The 19,182-nt window shown below is 73.4% G+C and carries 17 protein-coding genes and 1 tRNA gene; 12 read left to right on the top strand and 6 right to left on the bottom strand.

Annotation, left to right across the window (positions count from 1 at the left end; translation table 11 throughout):
- Nucleotides 1-181 precede the first annotated feature (181 nt).
- On the top strand, nucleotides 182-493 hold the full coding sequence (locus ACFWXO_RS14105) for a hypothetical protein (protein WP_380524059.1): 312 nt from the start codon (nucleotides 182-184) through the stop codon (nucleotides 491-493).
- 8 nt (nucleotides 494-501) lie between these two features.
- On the opposite strand, the gene mscL is transcribed toward ACFWXO_RS14105, so the two are convergent.
- The 4 genes from mscL to ACFWXO_RS14085 form a co-directional block, all read right to left on the bottom strand.
- On the bottom strand, nucleotides 502-918 hold the full coding sequence (gene mscL, locus ACFWXO_RS14100; RefSeq protein WP_375892768.1) for a large conductance mechanosensitive channel protein MscL: 417 nt from the start codon (nucleotides 916-918) through the stop codon (nucleotides 502-504).
- Between the two features lie 571 nt (nucleotides 919-1,489).
- Complete coding sequence (locus ACFWXO_RS14095) at nucleotides 1,490-1,831, bottom strand: FmdB family zinc ribbon protein (RefSeq protein ID WP_380524055.1); 342 nt, start codon at nucleotides 1,829-1,831, stop codon at nucleotides 1,490-1,492.
- 126 nt (nucleotides 1,832-1,957) lie between these two features.
- Nucleotides 1,958-3,334 carry an MFS transporter gene (locus ACFWXO_RS14090; protein ID WP_380524054.1) on the bottom strand — a complete coding sequence of 459 codons (1,377 nt, stop codon included), beginning with the start codon at nucleotides 3,332-3,334 and terminating at the stop codon, nucleotides 1,958-1,960.
- Between the two features lie 316 nt (nucleotides 3,335-3,650).
- Nucleotides 3,651-5,135: a potassium/proton antiporter gene (locus tag ACFWXO_RS14085; RefSeq protein ID WP_375892764.1), complete on the bottom strand. Its 1,485-nt coding sequence runs from the start codon at nucleotides 5,133-5,135 to the stop codon at nucleotides 3,651-3,653.
- Between the two features lie 357 nt (nucleotides 5,136-5,492).
- Between ACFWXO_RS14085 and ACFWXO_RS14080 the strand changes: the two genes are divergently transcribed.
- A complete protein-coding gene (locus ACFWXO_RS14080) occupies nucleotides 5,493-8,213 on the top strand; it encodes a penicillin acylase family protein (protein ID WP_380524051.1) in 2,721 nt (906 codons plus the stop codon).
- 103 nt (nucleotides 8,214-8,316) lie between these two features.
- Here ACFWXO_RS14080 and ACFWXO_RS14075 read toward each other — a convergent pair whose 3' ends face one another.
- Complete coding sequence (locus ACFWXO_RS14075) at nucleotides 8,317-8,907, bottom strand: 5-formyltetrahydrofolate cyclo-ligase (protein WP_380524049.1); 591 nt, start codon at nucleotides 8,905-8,907, stop codon at nucleotides 8,317-8,319.
- A 61-nt stretch (nucleotides 8,908-8,968) separates the two neighbouring features.
- Between ACFWXO_RS14075 and ACFWXO_RS14070 the strand changes: the two genes are divergently transcribed.
- The 10 genes from ACFWXO_RS14070 to ACFWXO_RS14025 all read left to right on the top strand — a co-directional run bounded on the left by ACFWXO_RS14070 (nucleotide 8,969) and on the right by ACFWXO_RS14025 (nucleotide 18,597).
- Nucleotides 8,969-9,874, top strand: coding sequence for a GGDEF domain-containing protein (locus tag ACFWXO_RS14070; protein WP_375892758.1), 906 nt, complete (start codon nucleotides 8,969-8,971; stop codon nucleotides 9,872-9,874).
- A 51-nt stretch (nucleotides 9,875-9,925) separates the two neighbouring features.
- Nucleotides 9,926-10,846: a UTP--glucose-1-phosphate uridylyltransferase GalU gene (gene galU, locus ACFWXO_RS14065; RefSeq protein WP_270144670.1), complete on the top strand. Its 921-nt coding sequence runs from the start codon at nucleotides 9,926-9,928 to the stop codon at nucleotides 10,844-10,846.
- 27 nt (nucleotides 10,847-10,873) lie between these two features.
- A complete protein-coding gene (glp, locus tag ACFWXO_RS14060; RefSeq protein ID WP_380524047.1) occupies nucleotides 10,874-12,208 on the top strand; it encodes a gephyrin-like molybdotransferase Glp in 1,335 nt (444 codons plus the stop codon).
- 161 nt (nucleotides 12,209-12,369) lie between these two features.
- A complete protein-coding gene (moaC, locus tag ACFWXO_RS14055) occupies nucleotides 12,370-12,810 on the top strand; it encodes a cyclic pyranopterin monophosphate synthase MoaC (RefSeq protein WP_380524111.1) in 441 nt (146 codons plus the stop codon).
- Between the two features lie 73 nt (nucleotides 12,811-12,883).
- Nucleotides 12,884-13,402, top strand: coding sequence for a molybdenum cofactor biosynthesis protein B (locus ACFWXO_RS14050; protein WP_375892755.1), 519 nt, complete (start codon nucleotides 12,884-12,886; stop codon nucleotides 13,400-13,402).
- Between the two features lie 38 nt (nucleotides 13,403-13,440).
- Nucleotides 13,441-14,025 (top strand): GNAT family N-acetyltransferase, encoded by a 585-nt coding sequence (locus tag ACFWXO_RS14045; protein ID WP_375892754.1) that lies wholly within the window; start codon nucleotides 13,441-13,443, stop codon nucleotides 14,023-14,025.
- 150 nt (nucleotides 14,026-14,175) lie between these two features.
- Entirely contained in the window at nucleotides 14,176-15,174 is a 999-nt protein-coding gene (locus tag ACFWXO_RS14040; protein ID WP_380524044.1) for a hypothetical protein, read from the top strand.
- Between the two features lie 72 nt (nucleotides 15,175-15,246).
- Nucleotides 15,247-15,320, top strand: a tRNA-Ala gene (locus ACFWXO_RS14035).
- 354 nt (nucleotides 15,321-15,674) lie between these two features.
- Nucleotides 15,675-16,934: a glycosyltransferase 87 family protein gene (locus ACFWXO_RS14030; RefSeq protein WP_380524042.1), complete on the top strand. Its 1,260-nt coding sequence runs from the start codon at nucleotides 15,675-15,677 to the stop codon at nucleotides 16,932-16,934.
- 40 nt (nucleotides 16,935-16,974) lie between these two features.
- Nucleotides 16,975-18,597, top strand: coding sequence for a DUF2079 domain-containing protein (locus ACFWXO_RS14025; protein ID WP_380524040.1), 1,623 nt, complete (start codon nucleotides 16,975-16,977; stop codon nucleotides 18,595-18,597).
- 11 nt (nucleotides 18,598-18,608) lie between these two features.
- Here the strand turns inward: ACFWXO_RS14025 and ACFWXO_RS14020 are convergent, their stop codons facing one another.
- Nucleotides 18,609-19,085, bottom strand: coding sequence for a universal stress protein (locus tag ACFWXO_RS14020; RefSeq protein WP_380524039.1), 477 nt, complete (start codon nucleotides 19,083-19,085; stop codon nucleotides 18,609-18,611).
- Between the last annotated feature and the right edge of the window lie 97 nt (nucleotides 19,086-19,182).

Below are 19,182 nucleotides of genomic sequence, written 5' to 3'. Positions count from 1 at the left end.
TCCCCAACGACGCGCCCCCCCCCGGGGGGTTGCGGCGCCGCCGCCGGGCGGGGGGGGGGGCGCCCCCCCGGGGGCGGGGGGGGGGGGCGCCCCCCCCCGGGCCCGGCGCGTGTCGTCGGGAGCCTCGCGAGGCTTCTACGCTGAAAGGACAGGTCGGACCGCGAGCAGGGGAGTGGACGAGATGAGCGAGCAGGAACAAGGGCAGGCGCAGGAACCGGGGCGCGAACAGGGCCAGGACCGGGCGCGGGGGGGCACCCCCGCCCCTCCCTCCCCCTCCCTCCCACCCTCCCCCTCCACCCCACCCACCACCACCCCTCCCGCCTCCACCACCTCCACCTCCGCCAAGGCCCGCCTGGTCTTTCGCGACCCGCTGGACCAGCAGTCCAGGGACGACACCGACGCCGGCTGGGGCGATCGCCCCGGGGCGGGTGCCGGCGGTGGGCGGGGGCTGGACTGGTACCTGAGCCAGCGCCCGCCGCACCACGGCGACTGAGGGACTTCCTAGCGCGCCACGACCAGCGCGTCGCGGATCTCGGTCAGCAGTTGGACCTCCTTGGCCTCGGCCTCGGCCGCCACCTCGGCGGCGCTCTTCCGCTTGGCCGCCATCCGGTTCATCGGCACGATCAGCACGAAGTAGACGACGGCGGCGGTGATCAGGAACTGCAGGAGGGCGCTGAGCACCGACCCCCACAGGATGAGGATCCCGGACGTGACCTCACCGGTGGCGCTCACCTCGCAGGGCCCCTTGAGGCAGGAACTGTAGGACGCCAGGTCCTTCGTCCCGAACACGCCGACGATCGGATTGATCACGCCTTTGACGAAGGCGTTGACGATGTTGGTGAAGGCCGCGCCGATGACCACGGCGACGGCGAGTTCGACGACATTTCCACGCAGCAGGAATTCCTTGAAGCCTTTCATGCCGCCTCGAACGACGAAGTCGTCGCCGGGTTACGGGTGATCTTCCGGAAGCCCGGATTGACAACCCGTACGGCCCACGCCGCCGCCCGGGGGCGGTGGCAGCCCGGCCCGCGCGGGCCCGGAGGCGAATGCCGCGGCCGCCGCGAGCAGCACCAGCGCGGGCACCCCGCCCCGCCGTCGGACGGCCCGGCGCCAGCGGTGCCACCCGCCGCAGCCGCGCCGGATCGGCGGGAAGCTCGGCACCTCCCGCCGGGGCGGTACGGAGGGGGCGGGCAGCGGGAGGGGCAAGGTCGTGGTCGTCATCGGGACACCTCCGGAATTAGGTGGGTCTTGCTCGGTGTCCCCTACCTTGCGCGGATGCGCCGTGCCCCGGAAGTCGATTCCCACAGCCTGTGGACAAACCCGCCCCTGTGGACAACTTCGTACACCCGCACGAGTTGTTTCGATTCCGGAAGTTGACGGCGGTGCGCGGAAAGGCCCGCCCGGCGCGCGAAAGACCTGCCGCGACACGCGAAAAGGCCCGCCGTCCCCGCGTGGAGCGGGGCCGACGGGCCTTCCCGTGAGACCGAGGTCAGCCGGCGGCCGGAGCCGGGCTGCTGGACGAGCTGGACGAACTCGACGTGCTCGACGTGCTCGAAGAACCGGACGACGAGCCGGCCGAGCCGGAGCCCGACGACGTCGAGGAGCCGGTCGACGAGCCGGAGGACGATCCGGAGCTCACCGAGCTGCTGGAGGACGAACGGCTGTCGGTCCGGTAGAAGCCCGAGCCCTTGAACACGACGCCCACGGCCGAGAAGACCTTGCGGAGCCGTCCCTGGCAGTCGGGGCACGTGGTCAGCGCCTCGTCGGTGAACTTCTGCACCGCCTCCAGGCCGTTGCCGCACTCGGTGCACTGGTACTGGTACGTGGGCACTTGTCTTCCTCCTGGCACTCTCGCCTGATGAGTGCTAACGATGGTCAATGATGCGGTATTCCGTTGGATCAGTCCAGCGAATCCGGTGTGAGATGAGCCGGTACCGAGTCACCGACGACCGCGCGTTCAGCCCTTCGCGGCACCGACCAGCTGTGCCGCGCCGCCGAGGTCGGCCGAGGAGGCCACCACGCGGCCCGCCCCGCCCGGGGCCACCAGCAGGTGCCGCAGCGACACCAGCGCGATCACACCCAGCCCGGCGCCGACCAGCGGCACCAGGAACCCGGCGGACGGCCCGTGGGCGTCGATCAGCCGCCCGGCCACCATCGAGCCGACCGCCAGGCCCAGGCCGATGGCGCCGGTCAGCCAGGTGAAGGCCTCGGTCTTGGCCCCGTCCTCGACCAGGGTCTCGACGAGGGTGTAGCCGCTGATCAGGGTCGGCGCGATGGCCAGGCCGCAGACCAGCGCGGCGATCGAGAGCGTGACCAGGTTCGGCATCGCCCACAGCGTGGAGCAGCCCGCCACCAGCAGCGCGTAGCTGACCACCATCCGCTGCTGGACGGCCCGCCGCCAGGCGATGACGCCGTAGAGCACGCCCGCGACCATCGAGCCGCCGGCGAAGATTCCGTACACGGTGCCGGCCGCGTCGTGCTGGCCGACCGAGTCGGCGAAGGCGTTCACCGAGACCTGCATGCCGCCGAACACGGCCCCGACCCCGAGGATCACCCCGGCCAGCAGCCGGACGCCGGGGGAGGACAGTGCGGAGGCGCGCCGGACGCCGGGCTCCGGGGTGATCCGGGCGGGTGCGGTGCGGCGCTGGGCGGCGAAGACCAGGCCGCCGACGAAGGTCAGCGCGGCCTCGACGACCAGGGCGGTGGCCGGGTTCACCGAGGTGGCGATGTTGGCGGCCAGGATCGGGCCGATCACGAACGTGAACTCGTCCGTCACGGACTCGAAGGCGAAGGCGGTGCTCACCTTGGCCGACGCGGAGGCGGACGCGCCCTCGGCACCGATGGTGGCGATCCAGCGGGCCCGGACCATCGCGCCGATCTGCGGAACACTCGCGCCGGCCGGGACGGCGGCCAGGAACAGGCTCCAGGCGGGCGCGTGGCCGAGCGCCAGCGCGATCAGCAGGCCGACCGAGGCCGCGTGCACCACGACGGTCGGGACGAGGACGGCGGCCTGCCCGTACCGGTCGGCGAGCCGTCCGGTCTGCGGGCCGATCAGGGCCTGGGCGACGGCGGCGATGGCCGTGACGGTGCCCGCGGTGCCGTAGGAGCCGTGGGTGTCCTTGACCAGGAGCAGGATGCCCATGCTGAGCATCGCGTAGGGCATGCGCGCGATGAAGGCGGGGGCCAGGAAGGTCCAGGCTCCGGGCGTGCGCAGCAGCGCGCCGTACCCGACCTTGGCCGGTGTCGCGGCGTCGGTGGTCGCGCTGTTCGGGGTGCTGTCCGCGGTGTCCGGAGCGCTGTCCGCGGTGGTCTCGACCGTTCGGCGGGCCGTCACGGTCGGTCCTTCCTGCTGCCTGGTAGCGCGGCAGGGCATGGGGTGGCCCCGACGGCGCCGAGAGTCGTCCTCTCGCGCGTCGACCGGGGTAGATACCGGGCCGGCCGGGCCTGGTGGGCCGGGGCCGGACCGCGGCCGCCGAGCGGTCGCGCCAACTCTGCGTCAGGCAGATGCTGGGGGTGTTCTAACGGTAGTCATACGGCGTGGTCGTACCACCATACAGTTACGCGCGTAGATCCCGCCAGACCACCCAGGCCACCCGAGCCACCCGGGCCCCTCAGGCCTTTCAGGTCACCCGAGCCACCCCGGCGGCGCCTCAGCGCCCGTTCAGCCACCCCGCCAGCTTGCCGCCCTTGTCCACGGCCCGCAGCCGCCGCTCGGCCGCCTCGCCGACCTCGTCCGTGGTGACCACCAGCAGCTCGTCCCCGCCGCGCAGCATCGTCGCCTTGTCCGGCACGAAGGAGCTGCCGTCCCGTACGACCAGGGTGACCGCCGCCCCCTTGGGCAGCCGCAGCTCGCTGACCTCCACGCCGGACATCTTGGAGGTCGGCGACAGCGTGACCGAGAGCAGGTGCCCGTGCAGCTTCTCCAGTGGCGCGGACTCGATGTCGAGGTCCTGGCCCATGGCGCCCTCGCCGATCCGCAGCCGCTTGGCCATCCAGGGCAGGGTCGGGCCCTGGAGCAGGGTGAAGACCACGACCAGGATGAAGACGATGTTGAACACGTCGTCGGCCTTGTGCGCCCCGGAGACCACCGGGATGGTGGCGAGGACGATGGGCACCGCCCCGCGCAGTCCGGCCCAGCTCAGCAGTGCCTGCTCGCGGACGGGCACCTTGAACGGGGTGAGCGTGAGTACCACGGACAGCGGCCGGGCGAGGAAGACCAGCACCCCGCCGACCACCAGCGCGGGGACCACCGCGTCGCCCATGGTCTCGGGCGAGGCGAGCAGTCCGAGCAGTACGAACATCCCGATCTGCCCGATCCAGGCGAGCCCGTCGGCGAAGCCGCGGACGGCCGGGCCGTGCGGCAGCTTGGAGTTCCCGAGGATCACCGCGCTGATGTAGACGGCGAGGAAGCCGGAGCCGTGCAGCAGCGCGCCGCCGGCGTAGGCGAGCACGGTCAGGGCGACCACGGCGATCGGGTACAGGCCGGAGGACGGCAGGGCGACGTGCTTGACGGCGAACGCGCCGAGCTTGCCGACGGCCAGGCCCACCGCGGCGCCGATCGCCAGTTCGGCGGCGATCGTGGCGAGCAGCATGTACCAGGAGTCCAGCTCGCCGGTGGAGGCGAAGGCGACGACCAGGATGACCACGGGCGCGTCGTTGAAGCCGGACTCGGCCTCCAGCAGGCCGGTGAGCCGGTGCGGCAGCGGGACCATCCGCAGCACCGAGAAGACGGCGGCGGCGTCGGTGGAGGAGACGATCGCGCCGAGCAGCAGCGAGGTGCGCCAGTCCAGGCCGACCAGCCAGTGCGCGCCGGCCGCGGTGACGAAGACGCTGACGCCGACGCCGACGGTGGCCAGGACGGTGGCCGCCGGCATGGCGGGTCTGACCTCGCGCCAACTGGTCTTGAGGCCGCCCTCGGCGAGGATCACCACGAGTGCCGCGTAGCCGAGCACCTGGGTCAGTTCGGCGTTGTTGAAGGTGACGCCGATCCCGTTCTGGCCCAGTGCCACGCCGATCCCGAGGTAGATCAGCAGACTGGGCAGCCCTGATCGGGTCGAGAACCGGACGGCGACCACTGCGAAGAGCAGGATCACGGAGGCTTCGAGCAGGAGCTGGTTCAGGTGGGCGACGTTCACGCAGTGGCACCTCGGGCAGGCATGGGCGGGCGGGGTGTCAGGTGGTGCCGGGCCGGGCGGTGCCGGACCGTCGACCCGTTAAGAAGTCGTCAATGCTCCTGTTGCGGATCGTTACTCAGTCTAACATTTTGCCATATCTTTAGTTTCATTGCCTACTTCCTTCCTCGTCACGCCCGCCGTGCGTGCCCTCGGGGCACCCACCGGCCCCTTCCGGGCCGCCCGTTGACCGCCTCCGATCCCGCCGGGAGCGTCCCCCGTGCACGCAGGCCGTCCGACTCGGCCTAATGTGGTGCCCTGTCACGGCCCCAGGCCCTGGACACGCCCGCCCGCCCCGAAGTCAGGACCGCAAGGACCCAGATGCCCCGCTCGAAGAAGTTCCGGCGCGCCCGTCTGATCGTGATCGTGCTGGTCGTGCTGCTGGTGGCCGGTGTCGGCTACGGCGGCTACCGCGGGGTCACCGCGGTCCGCGCCTCCTTCCCGGAGGTGGACGGCACGGTCAAGGTGGCGGGCCTGAGCGCGCCGGTCGACGTCAAGCGCGACGCCAACGGCATCCCGCAGCTGTACGCGGACACCAGCGAGGACCTGTTCCGCGCCCAGGGCTACGTCCAGGCCCAGGACCGCTTCTGGGAGATGGACGTCCGGCGGCACATCACCGCGGGCCGGCTGTCCGAGATGTTCGGCGACGGCCAGGTCGACACCGACTCCTTCATCCGCACCATGGGCTGGCGGCAGGTGGCGCAGAAGGAGTACGACACCAAGCTCTCGCCGGAGACCAAGAAGTACCTCCAGGCCTACGCGGACGGCGTGAACGCCTGGCTCGCCGAGCACCCCGGCGGGGAGAAGGCCTCGCTGGAGTACGCCATGCTCGGCGCGGTCAACAGCGGCTACAAGCCCGAGCAGTGGACCCCGGTCGACTCGGTGGCCTGGCTCAAGGCGATGGCCTGGAACCTCTCCGGGAACCTCCAGGAGGAGATCGACCGCTCGCTGCTGGCCCAGGACTTCGGCCCGGACAAGATCGCCGAGCTGTACCCGGACTACCCCTACGCCCGCAACGGCACGATCGTGAAGACCGGCACCGTCAACGGCGACACCTACCGCCCGGCCGACGGCTCGGCCCCGTCCGGCGCCGCCCCCGGCGCGGGCACCGCCCAGGGCGCGGCCACCACCAAGGCGCTGCTGCAGGGCCTCACCGACCGGATCGACGGGATGCCGCAGCTGCTCGGCCGCCCCGGCCAGGGCATCGGTTCCAACTCCTGGGTGGTCGCCGGCTCGCACACCACCACCGGCAAGCCGCTGCTGGCCAACGACCCGCACCTCGGCCCCGGCCTGCCCTCGGTCTGGTACCAGATGGGCCTGCACTGCCGGACCGCCTCGCCGGCCTGCCAGTTCGACGTCACCGGGTTCACCTTCGCCGGCATGCCCGGCGTGGTGATCGGCCACAACAAGGACGTCTCCTGGGGCTTCACCAACCTGGGCGCCGACGTGACCGACCTCTACCTGGAGAAGGTCACCGGCCCGGACACCTACCAGGTGGACGGTAAGGACGAGAAGTTCGACCTCCGCAAGGAGACCATCAAGGTCGCCGGCGGCGAGGACCGCACCATCACCGTCCGCACCACCCGCACCGGCGCCCCGCTCATCTCGGACGTCAGCACCGAGCAGCAGAACGTCGGCAAGTACGCCCCCAACGGCAGCTCCGCCCCCGACCGCGGCACCGGCGGCTACGGCGTCGCCCTGCAGTGGACGGCGCTGAGCCCGGGCAGGACCATGGACGCGGTCTTCGAACTGGACCGGGCCCGCAACTGGGACGAGTTCCGCGCCGCCGCCAAGGACTTCGCCGTCCCCGCGCAGAACCTGATCTACGCCGACAGCAAGAACATCGGCTACCAGGCCCCGGGCGTCATCCCGGTGCGCGGCAAGGGCGACGGCTCGATGCCGGCCCCGGGCTGGGACTCCTCGTACCAGTGGAAGCCGGACCCGGTCCCCTTCACCGCCCTGCCGTACAGCCTCAACCCGGCGGCCGGCTACATCGTCACCGCCAACCAGGCCGTGGTGGACCCGAGCTACAAGTACAGCCTCACCAAGGACTGGGAGTACGGCACCCGGGCCAAGGAGATCACCGACCAGATCGAGGGCCTGCTCAAGAACAACGGCAAGATCTCGCCGGACGACATGCAGACCCTCCAGCTGGACAACACCAGCATCATGGCCAAGACGCTGGTCCCGCTGCTGCTCAAGCAGCGGATCGACGACCCCTACGTGCGCGAGGCCCAGGACCTGCTCAAGGACTGGAACTTCCACCAGGACGCCGACTCGGCCGCCGCCGCCTACTACAACGGCGTCTGGCGCAACCTGCTCAGCCTGGCCTTCGGGCAGAAGTTCCCGGCCGACATCCGGGCCAAGGACAACTGCCTGCTGGTGCGCCAGCAGGACGACCCGACCAAGCCGGACAGCTCCAGCAAGATCGTCACCCAGTGCGGCACCCGCGACCCGAGCAAGGCCCAGCCGGACGGCGGCGACCGCTGGACCGAGGTCGTGCGCACCCAGCTCGACAAGCCCGACAGCTCCTGGTGGACGTACATCGACTCCGACCACAAGGAGCAGAAGGGCCTGGACAACCTGCTCAAGGAGGCGATGAAGAACGCCCGGCAGGACCTGACCTCGCTGCTCGGCAAGGACATCTCCACCTGGAGCTGGGGCCGCCTGCACAAGCTGGAGCTGCGCGAGCAGACCCTCGGCACCGACAACTCCTCGATCGCCTCCGGCCTCGTCCACAAGCTGCTCAACCGCGGCCCGTACCGCCTCTCCGGCGGCTCGGCGGCGGTCGACGCGGCCGGCTGGAACGCGGCGGCGGGCTACCAGGTGGACTGGATCCCGTCGATGCGGATGGTGGTCGACCTGAACGACCTGGACTCCTCGCGCTGGGTCAACGTCGGCGGCGCCTCGGGCCACGCCTTCCACCAGAACTACAACGACCAGACCGACCTCTGGCTCAAGGGCAAGCTGCTGACCTGGGCCTACACGCCGGACGCGGTCGAGAAGGCCACCAAGCACAAGCTGGTGCTCACCACGGGCTGAGGCCCGTCCCGAGCCCGCGCGGCCCCGCCCTCCTCCCCGGGAGAGCGGGGCCGCCGCCGTCCCGGCCGCCGCCTCAGCCGCCGCCGCCCCGGCCGCCGCCGCCTCAGCTGCCGCCGTCCCGGCCGAGCGCCCGCACCCCGGAGGGCGTGACCGCGAGGTCCACCGGCAGGTCGTGCGGCTCGGCCGGCACCCGCTCCAGCAGCTCGTGCTCGTACAGCAGCACCGCCAGGACCGGCCGCGCCCCGGCCCGCTCCAGCCGGGCCAGCACCCGGTCGTAGCTGCCCCCGCCGCGGCCCAGCCGCAGCCCGGCGGCGTCCACCGCCAGGCCCGGCAGCAGCACCACCGAGGCCCCCGTGACGGCCTCCGGCCCGAGCCGCGGCCCGACCGGCTCCAGCAGCCCGCGCCCGGCCGCGGCCAGCGCCGCCGGCCCCGCGTACTCGGCCCAGTCCAGGTCGTTGTCGGGCAGCAGCACCGGCAGCAGCACCCGGACGCCGCTCTCCCGCAGCGCGTCCAGCAGCGGACGCGTCCCGGGCTCCGCGCCCACCGACACGTACGCGGCCACCGTGCTGCCCGGCGCGGCCAGTTCCCGCGCGTGTCCGGCCAGCGCGAGTGCCGCCCGCGCGCGCCCCTCGGCGGTGAGTGCGCGGCGCCGCGTCAACAGCCGTGTCCTCAGGTCGCTCTTCTCGTTGTGCACCGGATCCTCCACGTCCGAAAACCGTGACGCGCAGAGCCTGACACGCGAAAGGGCGCCCCGATTGTCCACCCCGTTGCTGGTCCAGGCCCTGGCCGCGCTGAGCGCCCCCGCGCTGGCCGGCGCCACCGTGCTCGGACTGCGCGCGCGCCGGGAGCGGGCCGGGGCGGCCGCCGACCGGGAACGGCTGACCGGCCGGATCGCCGAACTGGAGGAGCGCTGCGCCGAGCTGGAGCGGACCGCCTCCTGCGACCCGCTCACCGGCGTCTGGAACTACCGCCACCTGCAGCTCACCCTGGACCGGGAGATCGAACGGGCCCGCCGCGCCGAGCACACCGGCCAGGCCGAGGGCCCGCGCCCGCTGGCCGTCCTGCTGCTGGAGATCGCCGGCTTCGACGCGGTGCTCGCCGAGCACGGCCGGGCCCGCGGCAACGCGATACTGCGCGACCTCGCCCAGCGGCTCGCCATGGAGATCCGCCGCGCCGACACCCTGGGCCGCTACAGCGGCGAGGAGTTCCTGGTGGTGCTCCCGGACACCGGCGCCGAGGGCGCCGCGCAGGTCGCCGAGCGGCTGGTCTGGTCGGTGCGCCGGCACCTGCTGCTCGACTGGTCCTCCGGCACCCGGGCGCCCCGTCCGGCCGGGGGCAACGGCCTGACCGCCGCCGTCGGCATCGCCGTGCTCCCCGAGGACGGCGCCCACGCGGCCGTCCTGCTGCGCTCCGCCGACGGGGCCCTGGCCGCCGCCCGCCGCGCCGGCGGCGACTGCTGGCGGCTGGCGCCGGGCCCCGGCCGCCCCGCCGGGCCCCGTGAGCAGCCCGCATCCGGGCCGGAGCGGGCGCCGACTCCCGAACGTGACCGTTCGGAAAAGCCGGGTAGTCTGTCGGCCTGTACCGGAGGGGACCCCCTGGCCCAGCCGGTCGCTTCCCATACGCCCGCCACCGTGGCCGTGCCCCGGGACGTGCTGTCCTAGCCGCCCGACCGCGCTCGGCCGGGCGAAAACGTGCCTGAGTAAGGTAAACGCATGACGACGACCACCTCCCGTATTCCGGTAACCAAGGCCGTGGTACCCGCGGCCGGACTGGGCACCCGCTTCCTCCCGGCGACCAAGGCCACCCCGAAGGAGATGCTGCCCGTCGTCGACAAGCCGGCCATCCAGTACGTCGTCGAGGAGGCCTCCGCCGCCGGCCTCTCCGACATACTGATGGTCACCGGCCGCAACAAGCGCGCGCTGGAGGACCACTTCGACCGCGCCTACGAGCTGGAGGAGCTCCTCGTCCGCAAGGGCGACGAGGACCGCCTGCGCCGGGTCCGCGAGTCCGTCGAGCTGGCCAACATGCACTACGTCCGCCAGGGCGACCCGAAGGGCCTCGGCCACGCCGTCTCCGTCGCGGAGCAGCACGTCGCCGGCCAGCCCTTCGCCGTCCTGCTCGGCGACGACCTGATCGACCCGCGCGACCCGCTGCTCGCCCGCATGATCGAGGTGCAGCAGGAGCTCGGCGGCTCGGTCGTCGCCCTCATGGAGGTCGACCCCTCCCAGATCCACCTCTACGGCTGCGCGGCCGTCAAGGCGAACGGCTTCGGCGAGGACGTCTTCCAGGTGACCGACCTGGTCGAGAAGCCCGAGCCGGGCGAGGCGCCCTCCAACTACGCCGTCATCGGCCGCTACGTCCTCGACCCGCTGGTCTTCGACGTGCTGCGCGAGACCCCGCCCGGCCGCGGCGGCGAGATCCAGCTCACCGACGCCCTGCGCGAGCTGACCACCCGCGACGCCGAGGCCGGCGGCCAGGTGCACGGCGTGCTCTTCAAGGGCCGCCGCTACGACACCGGCGACCGCGCCGACTACCTGCGCGCTATCGTCCGACTGGCCGCCGAACGCGAGGACCTGGGCCCGGAGTTCCGCTCCTGGCTGCGGGAGTTCGTCGGTTCCGAGCTGCAGGACTGATCTCACGACACAGAGAGCGAGCCGCCGATGACCCGGTCCACGGAGCACACCACCACCCCCGCAGCCTGCTGCGACGGGTCCGCGGACCGGGCACCGGCGGCTCCTCGCTTCTGGACGGTGGACGAGCACCGCGCCGACGTCCTGGCCGCGGTCGGCCCGCTGCCCGCGATCGAGCTCCAGCTGCTCGACGCCCAGGGCTGCCGGCTGGAGGAGGACGTGGTCGCCGAGGGCGACCTGCCGCCCTTCGACAACAGCTCGATGGACGGCTACGCCGTCCGCACCGCCGACACCCGGGGCGCCACCGAGGCCTACCCCTCGGTGCTCGCCGTGGTCGGCGACATCGCGGCCGGCGCGGGCGACCTGCCCAGGGTCGGCCCCGGCCGGGCCGCCCGGATCATGACCGGCGCCCCGGTGCCGCCCGGCGCCCAGGCGGTCGCCCCGGTCGAGTGGACCGACGGCGGCACCGGCACCGGGACGGCCGCCGCCGCGATGACCGCGCCGGTGCCGGACGAGGAGGTCCGGGTGCTGCGCCCGGTCGCCGAGGGCGCCCACATCCGCCGCCGCGGCAGCGACGTCGCCGCCGGCACCACCGTCCTGGAGGCCGGCACCCGGCTCGGTCCCACCCAGCTCGGCCTGCTCGCCGCGATCGGCCGGGCCACCGTGAAGGTCCGCCCGCGGCCCCGGGTCGTGGTGCTCTCCACCGGCAGCGAGCTGGTCCAGCCCGGCGAGCCGGTCGGGCCCGGGCAGATCTCCGACTCCAACAGCTTCACCCTCACCGCGGCCGCCCAGGAGGCCGGCGCCATCGCCTTCCGGGTCGGTGCCGTCCCCGACGACGCCGACCGGCTGCGCGCCGTGCTGGAGGAGCAGCTCGGCCGGGCCGACCTGATCGTCACCAGCGGCGGGGTCAGCGTCGGCGCGTACGACGTCGTCAAGGAGGTCTTCGAGTCCTACGGGGGAGTCGACTTCCGCAAGCTGCGGATGCAGCCCGGCAAGCCCCAGGGCTTCGGCCGGATCGGCGGCGCGGCCGGGGTGCCGCTGCTCGCCCTGCCGGGCAACCCGGTGAGCGCCTACATCTCCTTCGAGCTCTTCGTCCGCCCGGTGATCCGCACCATGCTGGGCGCGACCGACGTCCACCGCCCGATGGTGCGCGCGCTCTGCCCGTCCGCGCTGCGCTCCCCGGCCGGGCGCCGGCAGTTCCTGCGCGGCCGGTACGCGGCGGACGGCACCGTGCGGCCGGTGGGCGCCGCCGACTCGCACCTGGTCGGGGCGCTGGCCCGGGCGAACTGCCTGATCACCGTTCCCGAGGAGGTCACCGAGCTGCCCGCCGGCAGCGAGGTCGACGTGGTGCTGCTGGACTCCTGAGCGTTCCGCGGGCGGCGGGTCAGCAGCGCCCCGGGGCGAGCGGGCGGCGGCAGAGCGGTACGGTAGCGCGGTATTCGACCTGCGCGCCCCTGGAGTTACCCGTGACGACACCGAATCCCGGCGACCGCCTCACCCACGTCGACGACCGGGGCGCCGCCCGGATGGTCGACGTCTCCGAGAAGGCCGCCACCGCGCGCACCGCCGTCGCGGCCGGGCGGGTCAGGGTCTCGCCGCGGGTGGTGGCGCTGCTGCGCGGCGAGGGCGTGCCCAAGGGCGACGCCCTCGCGGTGGCCCGGATCGCCGGGATCATGGGCGCCAAGCGGACCCCGGACCTGATCCCGCTCTGCCACCCGATCGCGGTCTCCGGCGTCGAGGTCGACCTCACCGTCGGCGACGACGCGGTCGAGATCACCGCCACCGTGCGCACCGCCGACCGCACCGGTGTCGAGATGGAGGCGCTGACCTCGGTGACGGTCGCCGCGCTGACCGTGATCGACATGGTCAAGGCGGTCGACAAGGGCGCGAGCATCGAGTCCGTCCGGGTGCTCAGCAAGACCGGCGGCAAGAGCGGCGACTGGTTCGCGCCGGAGGTTTCGGCGTGAGCGAGCGGAGCGAGCGAGCCGTCAAGAGGTGCGGATGGGCGAATGCCCCTGCCGAGCGAAGCGAGGTGGGCGCATGAAGGCGCTCGCGGTGACGGTCTCCAACCGGGCCTCGGCCGGGGTGTACGAGGACAAGGGCGGCCCGCTGCTGGTGGCGGGTCTGACCGCGATGGGCTTCACCGTCGACGGCCCGCGGGTCGTCCCGGACGGCGAGCCGGTCGAGGCCGTCCTGCGCGAGGCCGTCGCCGCCGGCTACGACGTGGTGCTGACCACCGGCGGCACCGGCATCTCGCCGATGGACCTCACCCCCGAGATGACCGCCCGGGTGATCGACCGGCAGGTCCCCGGCATCGCCGAGGCCGTCCGCGCGTACGGCCGCGACAAGGTGCCGACCGCGGCGCTCTCCCGCGGGCTGTCCGGGCTCGCCGGACGTACCCTGATCGTCAACCTGCCGGGTTCGACCGGCGGCGTCAAGGACGGTCTGGCCGTCCTGGAGCCGCTGCTCGCGCACGCCGTCGACCAGCTCGGCGGCGGGGACCACCCCCGGCCCGACGCACCGGCTTCCGGGACCGAAGCATCGAGGAGAGGGCACTGAACGCCGGCTGGCCGGTAGAACTCCACGAGGGGGAGGTCGTGCTGCGCCCGATCCGGGCCCGCGACCAGCGCGAGTGGCAGGAGGTGAGCCGCCGCAACCGGGACTGGCTGCGGCGCTGGGAGGCCACCGTGCCGCCCGGCCCGGCCGGCCAGGCCGCCGGGCCCCGCCCGACCTACCGGCAGATGGTCCGCTTCCTGCGCGGCGAGGCCTCGGCGGGCCGGATGCTGCCCTTCGTAGTGCTCCACAAGGGCCAGCTGGTCGGCCAGTTGACCGTCGGCGGGATCACCTGGGGCTCGATGTGCTCGGCCAACGTCGGCTACTGGATCGACGAGGCGGTGGCCGGCCGGGGCATCATGCCGACGGCCGTGGCGCTGTCGGTGGACCACTGCTTCCACACCCTCGGACTGCACCGGATCGAGGTCTGCATCCGCCCGGAGAACGGCCCGAGCCGACGGGTGGTGGAAAAGCTCGGCTTCCGTGCGGAGGGAATGCGCCCGCGCTATCTCCACATCGACGGGGACTGGCGGGACCACCTGGTCTACGCCCTGACCGCCGAGGAGGTCCCGGAGGGGATGCTGGAGCGCTGGCGGGCGCTCAGTTCCGGGCGCGAGCCACGTAATTGAATATTTGTTCGAAAGAAATATCGATATGGCATCGGCGCGGTGGCGGACCGTCACAAACACCGGCAAAATAGTCGGAGAATCAGCTTGATCACACGACACGCCGCGCCAAATTGCTGCCGGGCCTTCCCCGTCGCCCGTACGGTGTGAATCGTGAGCAGTAGCGGCCTTATCTACGCCGTCATCGTAGGGGCCTGGGCCGCCTATCTGGTGCCCATGTGGCTCCGCAGGCAGGACGAACTCAACGAGGCGCGCCCGACGGAACGCTTCAGCACCGCCATCCGCCTGCTGGCCGGGCGTTCGGCGCTGGAGCGACGGGCAGCCCGGGCCCTGGGTGACGAATCGCGTGACGACGAGCACAGCAGCGACGGCCCCCCCGAGCGGGACGCGGCCGACTCCGGCGACCCCGCCGTGCGGGAGCCCGAACCACCGGTGGAGCGGCCGGCCGAACGGCCGGCCCCGGTGCGGCAGGTCGGGTCCGAGCGCCGGGCGCTGCTGCTGGCCCGTCGGCGCCGGATGGTCACCGCCCTCTTCCTGGCCTTCGCGCTCGGCGCGGTGGTCGCCGCGGTGGCGGGCCTGGCCTTCCTCTGGGTCCCGGCCGTGCCGGCGGTCCTGCTCACCCTCTACATCGGCCACCTGCGCAAGTTGGAGCGCCAGCGGTACGAGGTGAAGCTGGACCGCGACCGGGCCGCCCAGGCGGCCGAGCGGCTGCGCCAGCGCGAGCGGCAGCGCGCCGAGGCCCCGGCGGACGACCGGCCGACGGTCGAGGCGCCCGCCCCGGACGACCAGCCCGCGCCCGCCGGGCACCGCTCCGGCCGCCGTCCGCACCTGCGGCTGGCCGCCGATCCGGAGCAGGCCACCGTCGCGGTGCCCTCCGCCTCCGCGGTGGCCGAGGCGACCGAGCACGAGGAGTGGGTCGACGGCATGCGCGAGCGCGGTGCGGCCGGCCCCGACTCCTGGGAGCCGGTGCCCGTCCCGCTGCCGACCTACGTCACCGCGCCGGTCGCCCCCCGGGTCTCCCGCGGCCTGGACCTCTCGGCCCCCGGCACCTGGACCGCCGGCCGGCCCGCCGAGTCCCGCACCACCCCGCTGTTCGACCAGTACGCCGAAGCCCCGGCTCCGCAGTCCCGCCCCCGCGCGGCCAACGAATGACCGCCGTGACCGCCCCCGACCAGGGGGGTGGTCACGGACCCCCTCCGAAAGGTGCTAGAGTTTCTTCTCGTTGGGGCTGTGGCGCAGTCCGGTAGCGCACCTCGTTCGCATCGAGGGGGTCAGGGGTTCGAATCCCCTCAGCTCCACCCAACGGACCGGTTCCGACCGGCCCAGCAGATCCCGCCGGGAGTTCAACTCCCGGCGGGATTTCGCGTTTTGACGCCCCGGAAGCCCCGGGCCGTCCGCTCCGTGACCGAGCTCACAGCGCCCCCGCCGGGCGGAATTCGTTGTGCTTCCGGGCCCAGGGGGCTCTCAGAGGGGTCGGTTATGGTGGGTGGGCCCAGACGGTGACGAGGGAACGATCTGGTCTATCTCAACGGGGTGCCATCGCGGTGCGCGAGTTCGGTCTGACACGGTGGACGCGACAGGCGGACCCGGAGGGGCCCGAGGGCGGCCCGGCGAGCGGAAGACCGAATTCCTGGACCATCGCGGCGGCCTGCGTGGCCGTGCTGTCGGTGGCGGCCTTCGTCTTCCAGCGCCACCTGCACGGGGCGAACATGGTCGACATGCTCGTCTACCGGGCCGAGGGCCAGGCCGTGGTCAACGGCGACGACCTGTACGCGATGCGGCTGCCCGGCTGGGACCTCCCGGCCACCTACCCGCCGTTCGCCGCGATGCTGTTCGTGCCGAGCACCTGGTTCGACGTGAGCCCGCTGCGGATCCTGGTGACGCTCGGCAACTACGCGCTGCTCGGCCTGGCCGTGCACCTGTCGCTCAAGCTGGCCGGCTGGCCCGCCCGGCGCTACCGGACGGCGGCCACCGTCCTCGCCGCCGGCCTCGCGGTCTGGCTGGAGCCGGTCTACACCACCTTCCAGTACGGCCAGGTCAACCTGGGCATCCTCTGCCTGGTGCTGTGGGACCTCACCCGCCCGGACCGCAGCCGGTCCAAGGGCGTGGGCATCGGCCTCGCCACCGCGATCAAGATCACCCCGGGGCTGTTCACCGTCTACCTGTTCCTGACCGGCCGGACCAGGGCCGCCCTGGTCTCCATCGCCACCTTCCTGGCGGCCGGCCTGGTCGGCTGGGCCGTGCTGCCGGACGCCTCGTACGGGTTCTGGGCCAAGTACCTGTGGGACCCGAGCCGGGTCGGCGTCACCGTGCTGGTCGACAACCAGTCGCTGCGCGGGGCCGTCTGCCGGCTGCTCGACGTCAACGACCCCGGCACGGTCGGGCTGATCGCCTCCGCGCTGGTCGCCACGCTCGGGCTCGGGGTGGCCGTGCTCGCCGGGCGCTCCGCCCGGGTGCTGCGCCGGGCCGACGCCTGGGGCGGCGTCTGCGCCGCCCTCACCGCGCTGCTGGTCTCGCCGATCAGCTGGACCCACCACTGGGTGTGGTGCCTCCCGCTGATCGCCCTGCTGGCCGCGGAGGCCCGCAGCGCCGGCCGGCGGGTGCTGCTCGGCGTGACGCTGGCGGTGTTCCTCTCCCACGTGATGTGGATCGTGCCGCACCGCTGGGGCCGCGGCGTCGCCTGGTACTGGCAGCTGCCCGGCTCGATCTACCCGCCGCTGGCGGTCGCCGTCCTGGTCGTCATCGGCCTGCGGCTGTACCGGGCCCGGCGGCAGGCCGTGGACGCCTCGGCCGGCGCCTGGGCGCTGCTCGGCGCCAAGCTCGACCACGACCCCGACGCCCGCAAGCACGACGACGCCCGCAAGCACGACGACGACCGCGACCGCGACCCCGCCCTGAGCAACCGGACCTGACGGACCGGACCTCACGGACCAGAGACGGACCAGAGCCGACGTGACCACCCAGACCGCGACCCCGCCGACGACCCGGGCCGCCGTACCCGCCGCCGCCCGCCGGGCCGCGGCCGTCCTGGGCCCGCCCGCCCGGCGCACCGTGCTGCTCAGCCTGCTGTGCTTCGCGGTGATGTGCGCCATCGGGATGCAGGGCTGGCTCTCCGTCTCGCTCGGCGGCTTCGACCTCGGCATCTTCGACCAGGGCGTGCGCGGCTACGCCCACTTCGGGCTGCCGGTCTCGACGCTGAAGTACTACCACCACGAGTTCCCGCCCGGGTTCTCGCTGCTCGGCGACCACTTCTCCCCGGTCCTGGCGCTGCTCGCGCCGCTGTACTGGATCTGGGACGACCCGCGCTCGCTGATCATCGGGCAGGCGCTGCTGTTCGCGCTCGGGGTGCCGCTGATCCGCCGGATCGCCGCGCACTCCTTCGCCGCCGCCGAGCCGCGCACCGCCCGTCGGGCCGCGGACCTGGCCGGGCTGGTCTACGCGCTCGGCTGGCCGCTGCTGGTCGCCTCCCGGGTCGGCTTCCACGAGGTGGCCTTCGCCGTCCCGCTGACCCTGCTGATGCTGGAGCGCGGCCTGGCCCGCCGCTACGGCACGGTGGTGCTCGCCGCGGTGCTGCTGTGCTGCACCAAGGAGGACCTCGGCCTGCTGGTCGGCGCGTACGGGCTGGTGCTGCTGCTGCGCACCCGCCGCACCGGGGACCGCGCGGGGCGCCTGACCGGACTGGGACTGCTGCTCGGCGGCCCCGTCGCCTCGGCGGTGGCGATCAAGTGGCTGATCCCGGCGATGGGCGGCGAGCCGGGCTACTACTGGAACTACAAGGCGCTCGGCGACGACGGCGGCCAGGCGGTCACCCACCTGCTGCACAACCCCTTCCTGCTGGTGCAGACCGCCTTCGACCAGCCGTTGAAGCCGCTGCTGCTGCTCTGGCTGTTCGGCACCGTGTTCCTGCTGCCGCTGCGCTCGGCGACCGTGCTGTGCCTGCTGCCGCTGCTGGCCGAACGGATCCTCTCCAGCAACCCCAACCACTGGTCGATCGCCCGGCACTACGACTCGATGCTCTGGCCGGTCCTGCTGACCGCGAGCCTCGAGGTGCTGGGCCGGCTGAGCGGCACCGGGCGGCCCGAGCGGACCCGGCGACGGGCCCGGCTGCTGGGCCTGGGCACGGTCGGGGTGGCGCTGGTGGCGGCGGTGCCGATCGGGCTGCTGCAACTGGCCGTACCGTCCTCCTGGGAGCCCAGGGCGAGCGAGGCCGCGCTGGTCCGGGCGGCCGCGCTGATCCCGGACGGCGCCTCGGTGGAGGCCGACAACCAGATCGCGCCGCGGCTGACCGCCCGGACGGACGTGGTGCTGGTGGACGGGACACCGCGCGGGCGCGAGTACGTGCTGACCCGCTCCGACAAGCGGTCCTTCCCCTTCAAGACCGACAAGGAGCAGGCCGACCGGATCCAGCTGCTGCTGGCGCACGGGTACCGGCAGCTCTGGGCCGAGGACGGGGTGGTGCTGCTGCACCGCGAGGGCGACCGGCCGATCCCGGGTGAGCACGTGCCGGGGCCGGGCAGCAAGCCGGTCCAGGACGAGGTGCCGTCCGACGTGGGGCACAACCTGTTCAAGGGCTGATCCGCGCGCCGTCACGGGCCGGTCCGCGCACCGTCCGCCCGGACGACGGCCACCGGGCAGGGCGCGTGGTGCAGGCAGTACTGGGCGACGGTGCCCAGCGGGGCGTCCGGCGGGGTGGAGTGGCCGCGGTTGCCGAGGACGAGCAGGGCGGCGCCGGCCGCGGCGACGACCAGGGCGGGCCCGGGCGGCCCGGCCTTGAGCCGGCGGTCCAGCCGGAGCCCGCAGTCCATCCGGAGCCCGCAGTCCAGCCGGAGACCGCAGTCGGCGGCCGCCTCGTCGAGGATCTCCGCGGCGCGGCGCTCCGGTTCGAAGCCGTCCAGGGCCGGCGGCACCAGGCCGTGCTCGCCGAACAGGCAGGGGAAGTCCCAGACCGCCACCGCCTCCAGCGGGCCGCCGGTGCGGCGGGCCAGGCGGGCCGCCCAGCGGACCGCGGCGCGGGCGGGGGCGGAGCCGTCCACGCCGACCACGATCCGGCCGCGCGGCTGCACCCTTCGATCGTAGACGCGGTCGAGGGCGGGGGGGGGCGGGCGGGGGGAGGGGGGGCGCGGGGGCGGGGGGGGGGTGTGGGGGGGCGGGGGGGGTGGC

Origin of the sequence: Kitasatospora sp. NPDC059088, from assembly GCF_042738155.1 — a bacterium.
Taxonomy (GTDB): domain Bacteria; phylum Actinomycetota; class Actinomycetes; order Streptomycetales; family Streptomycetaceae; genus Kitasatospora.
The sequence above is the reverse complement of the archived record's forward strand: the minus strand, read 5'-3'. Positions and strand labels throughout refer to the sequence as shown.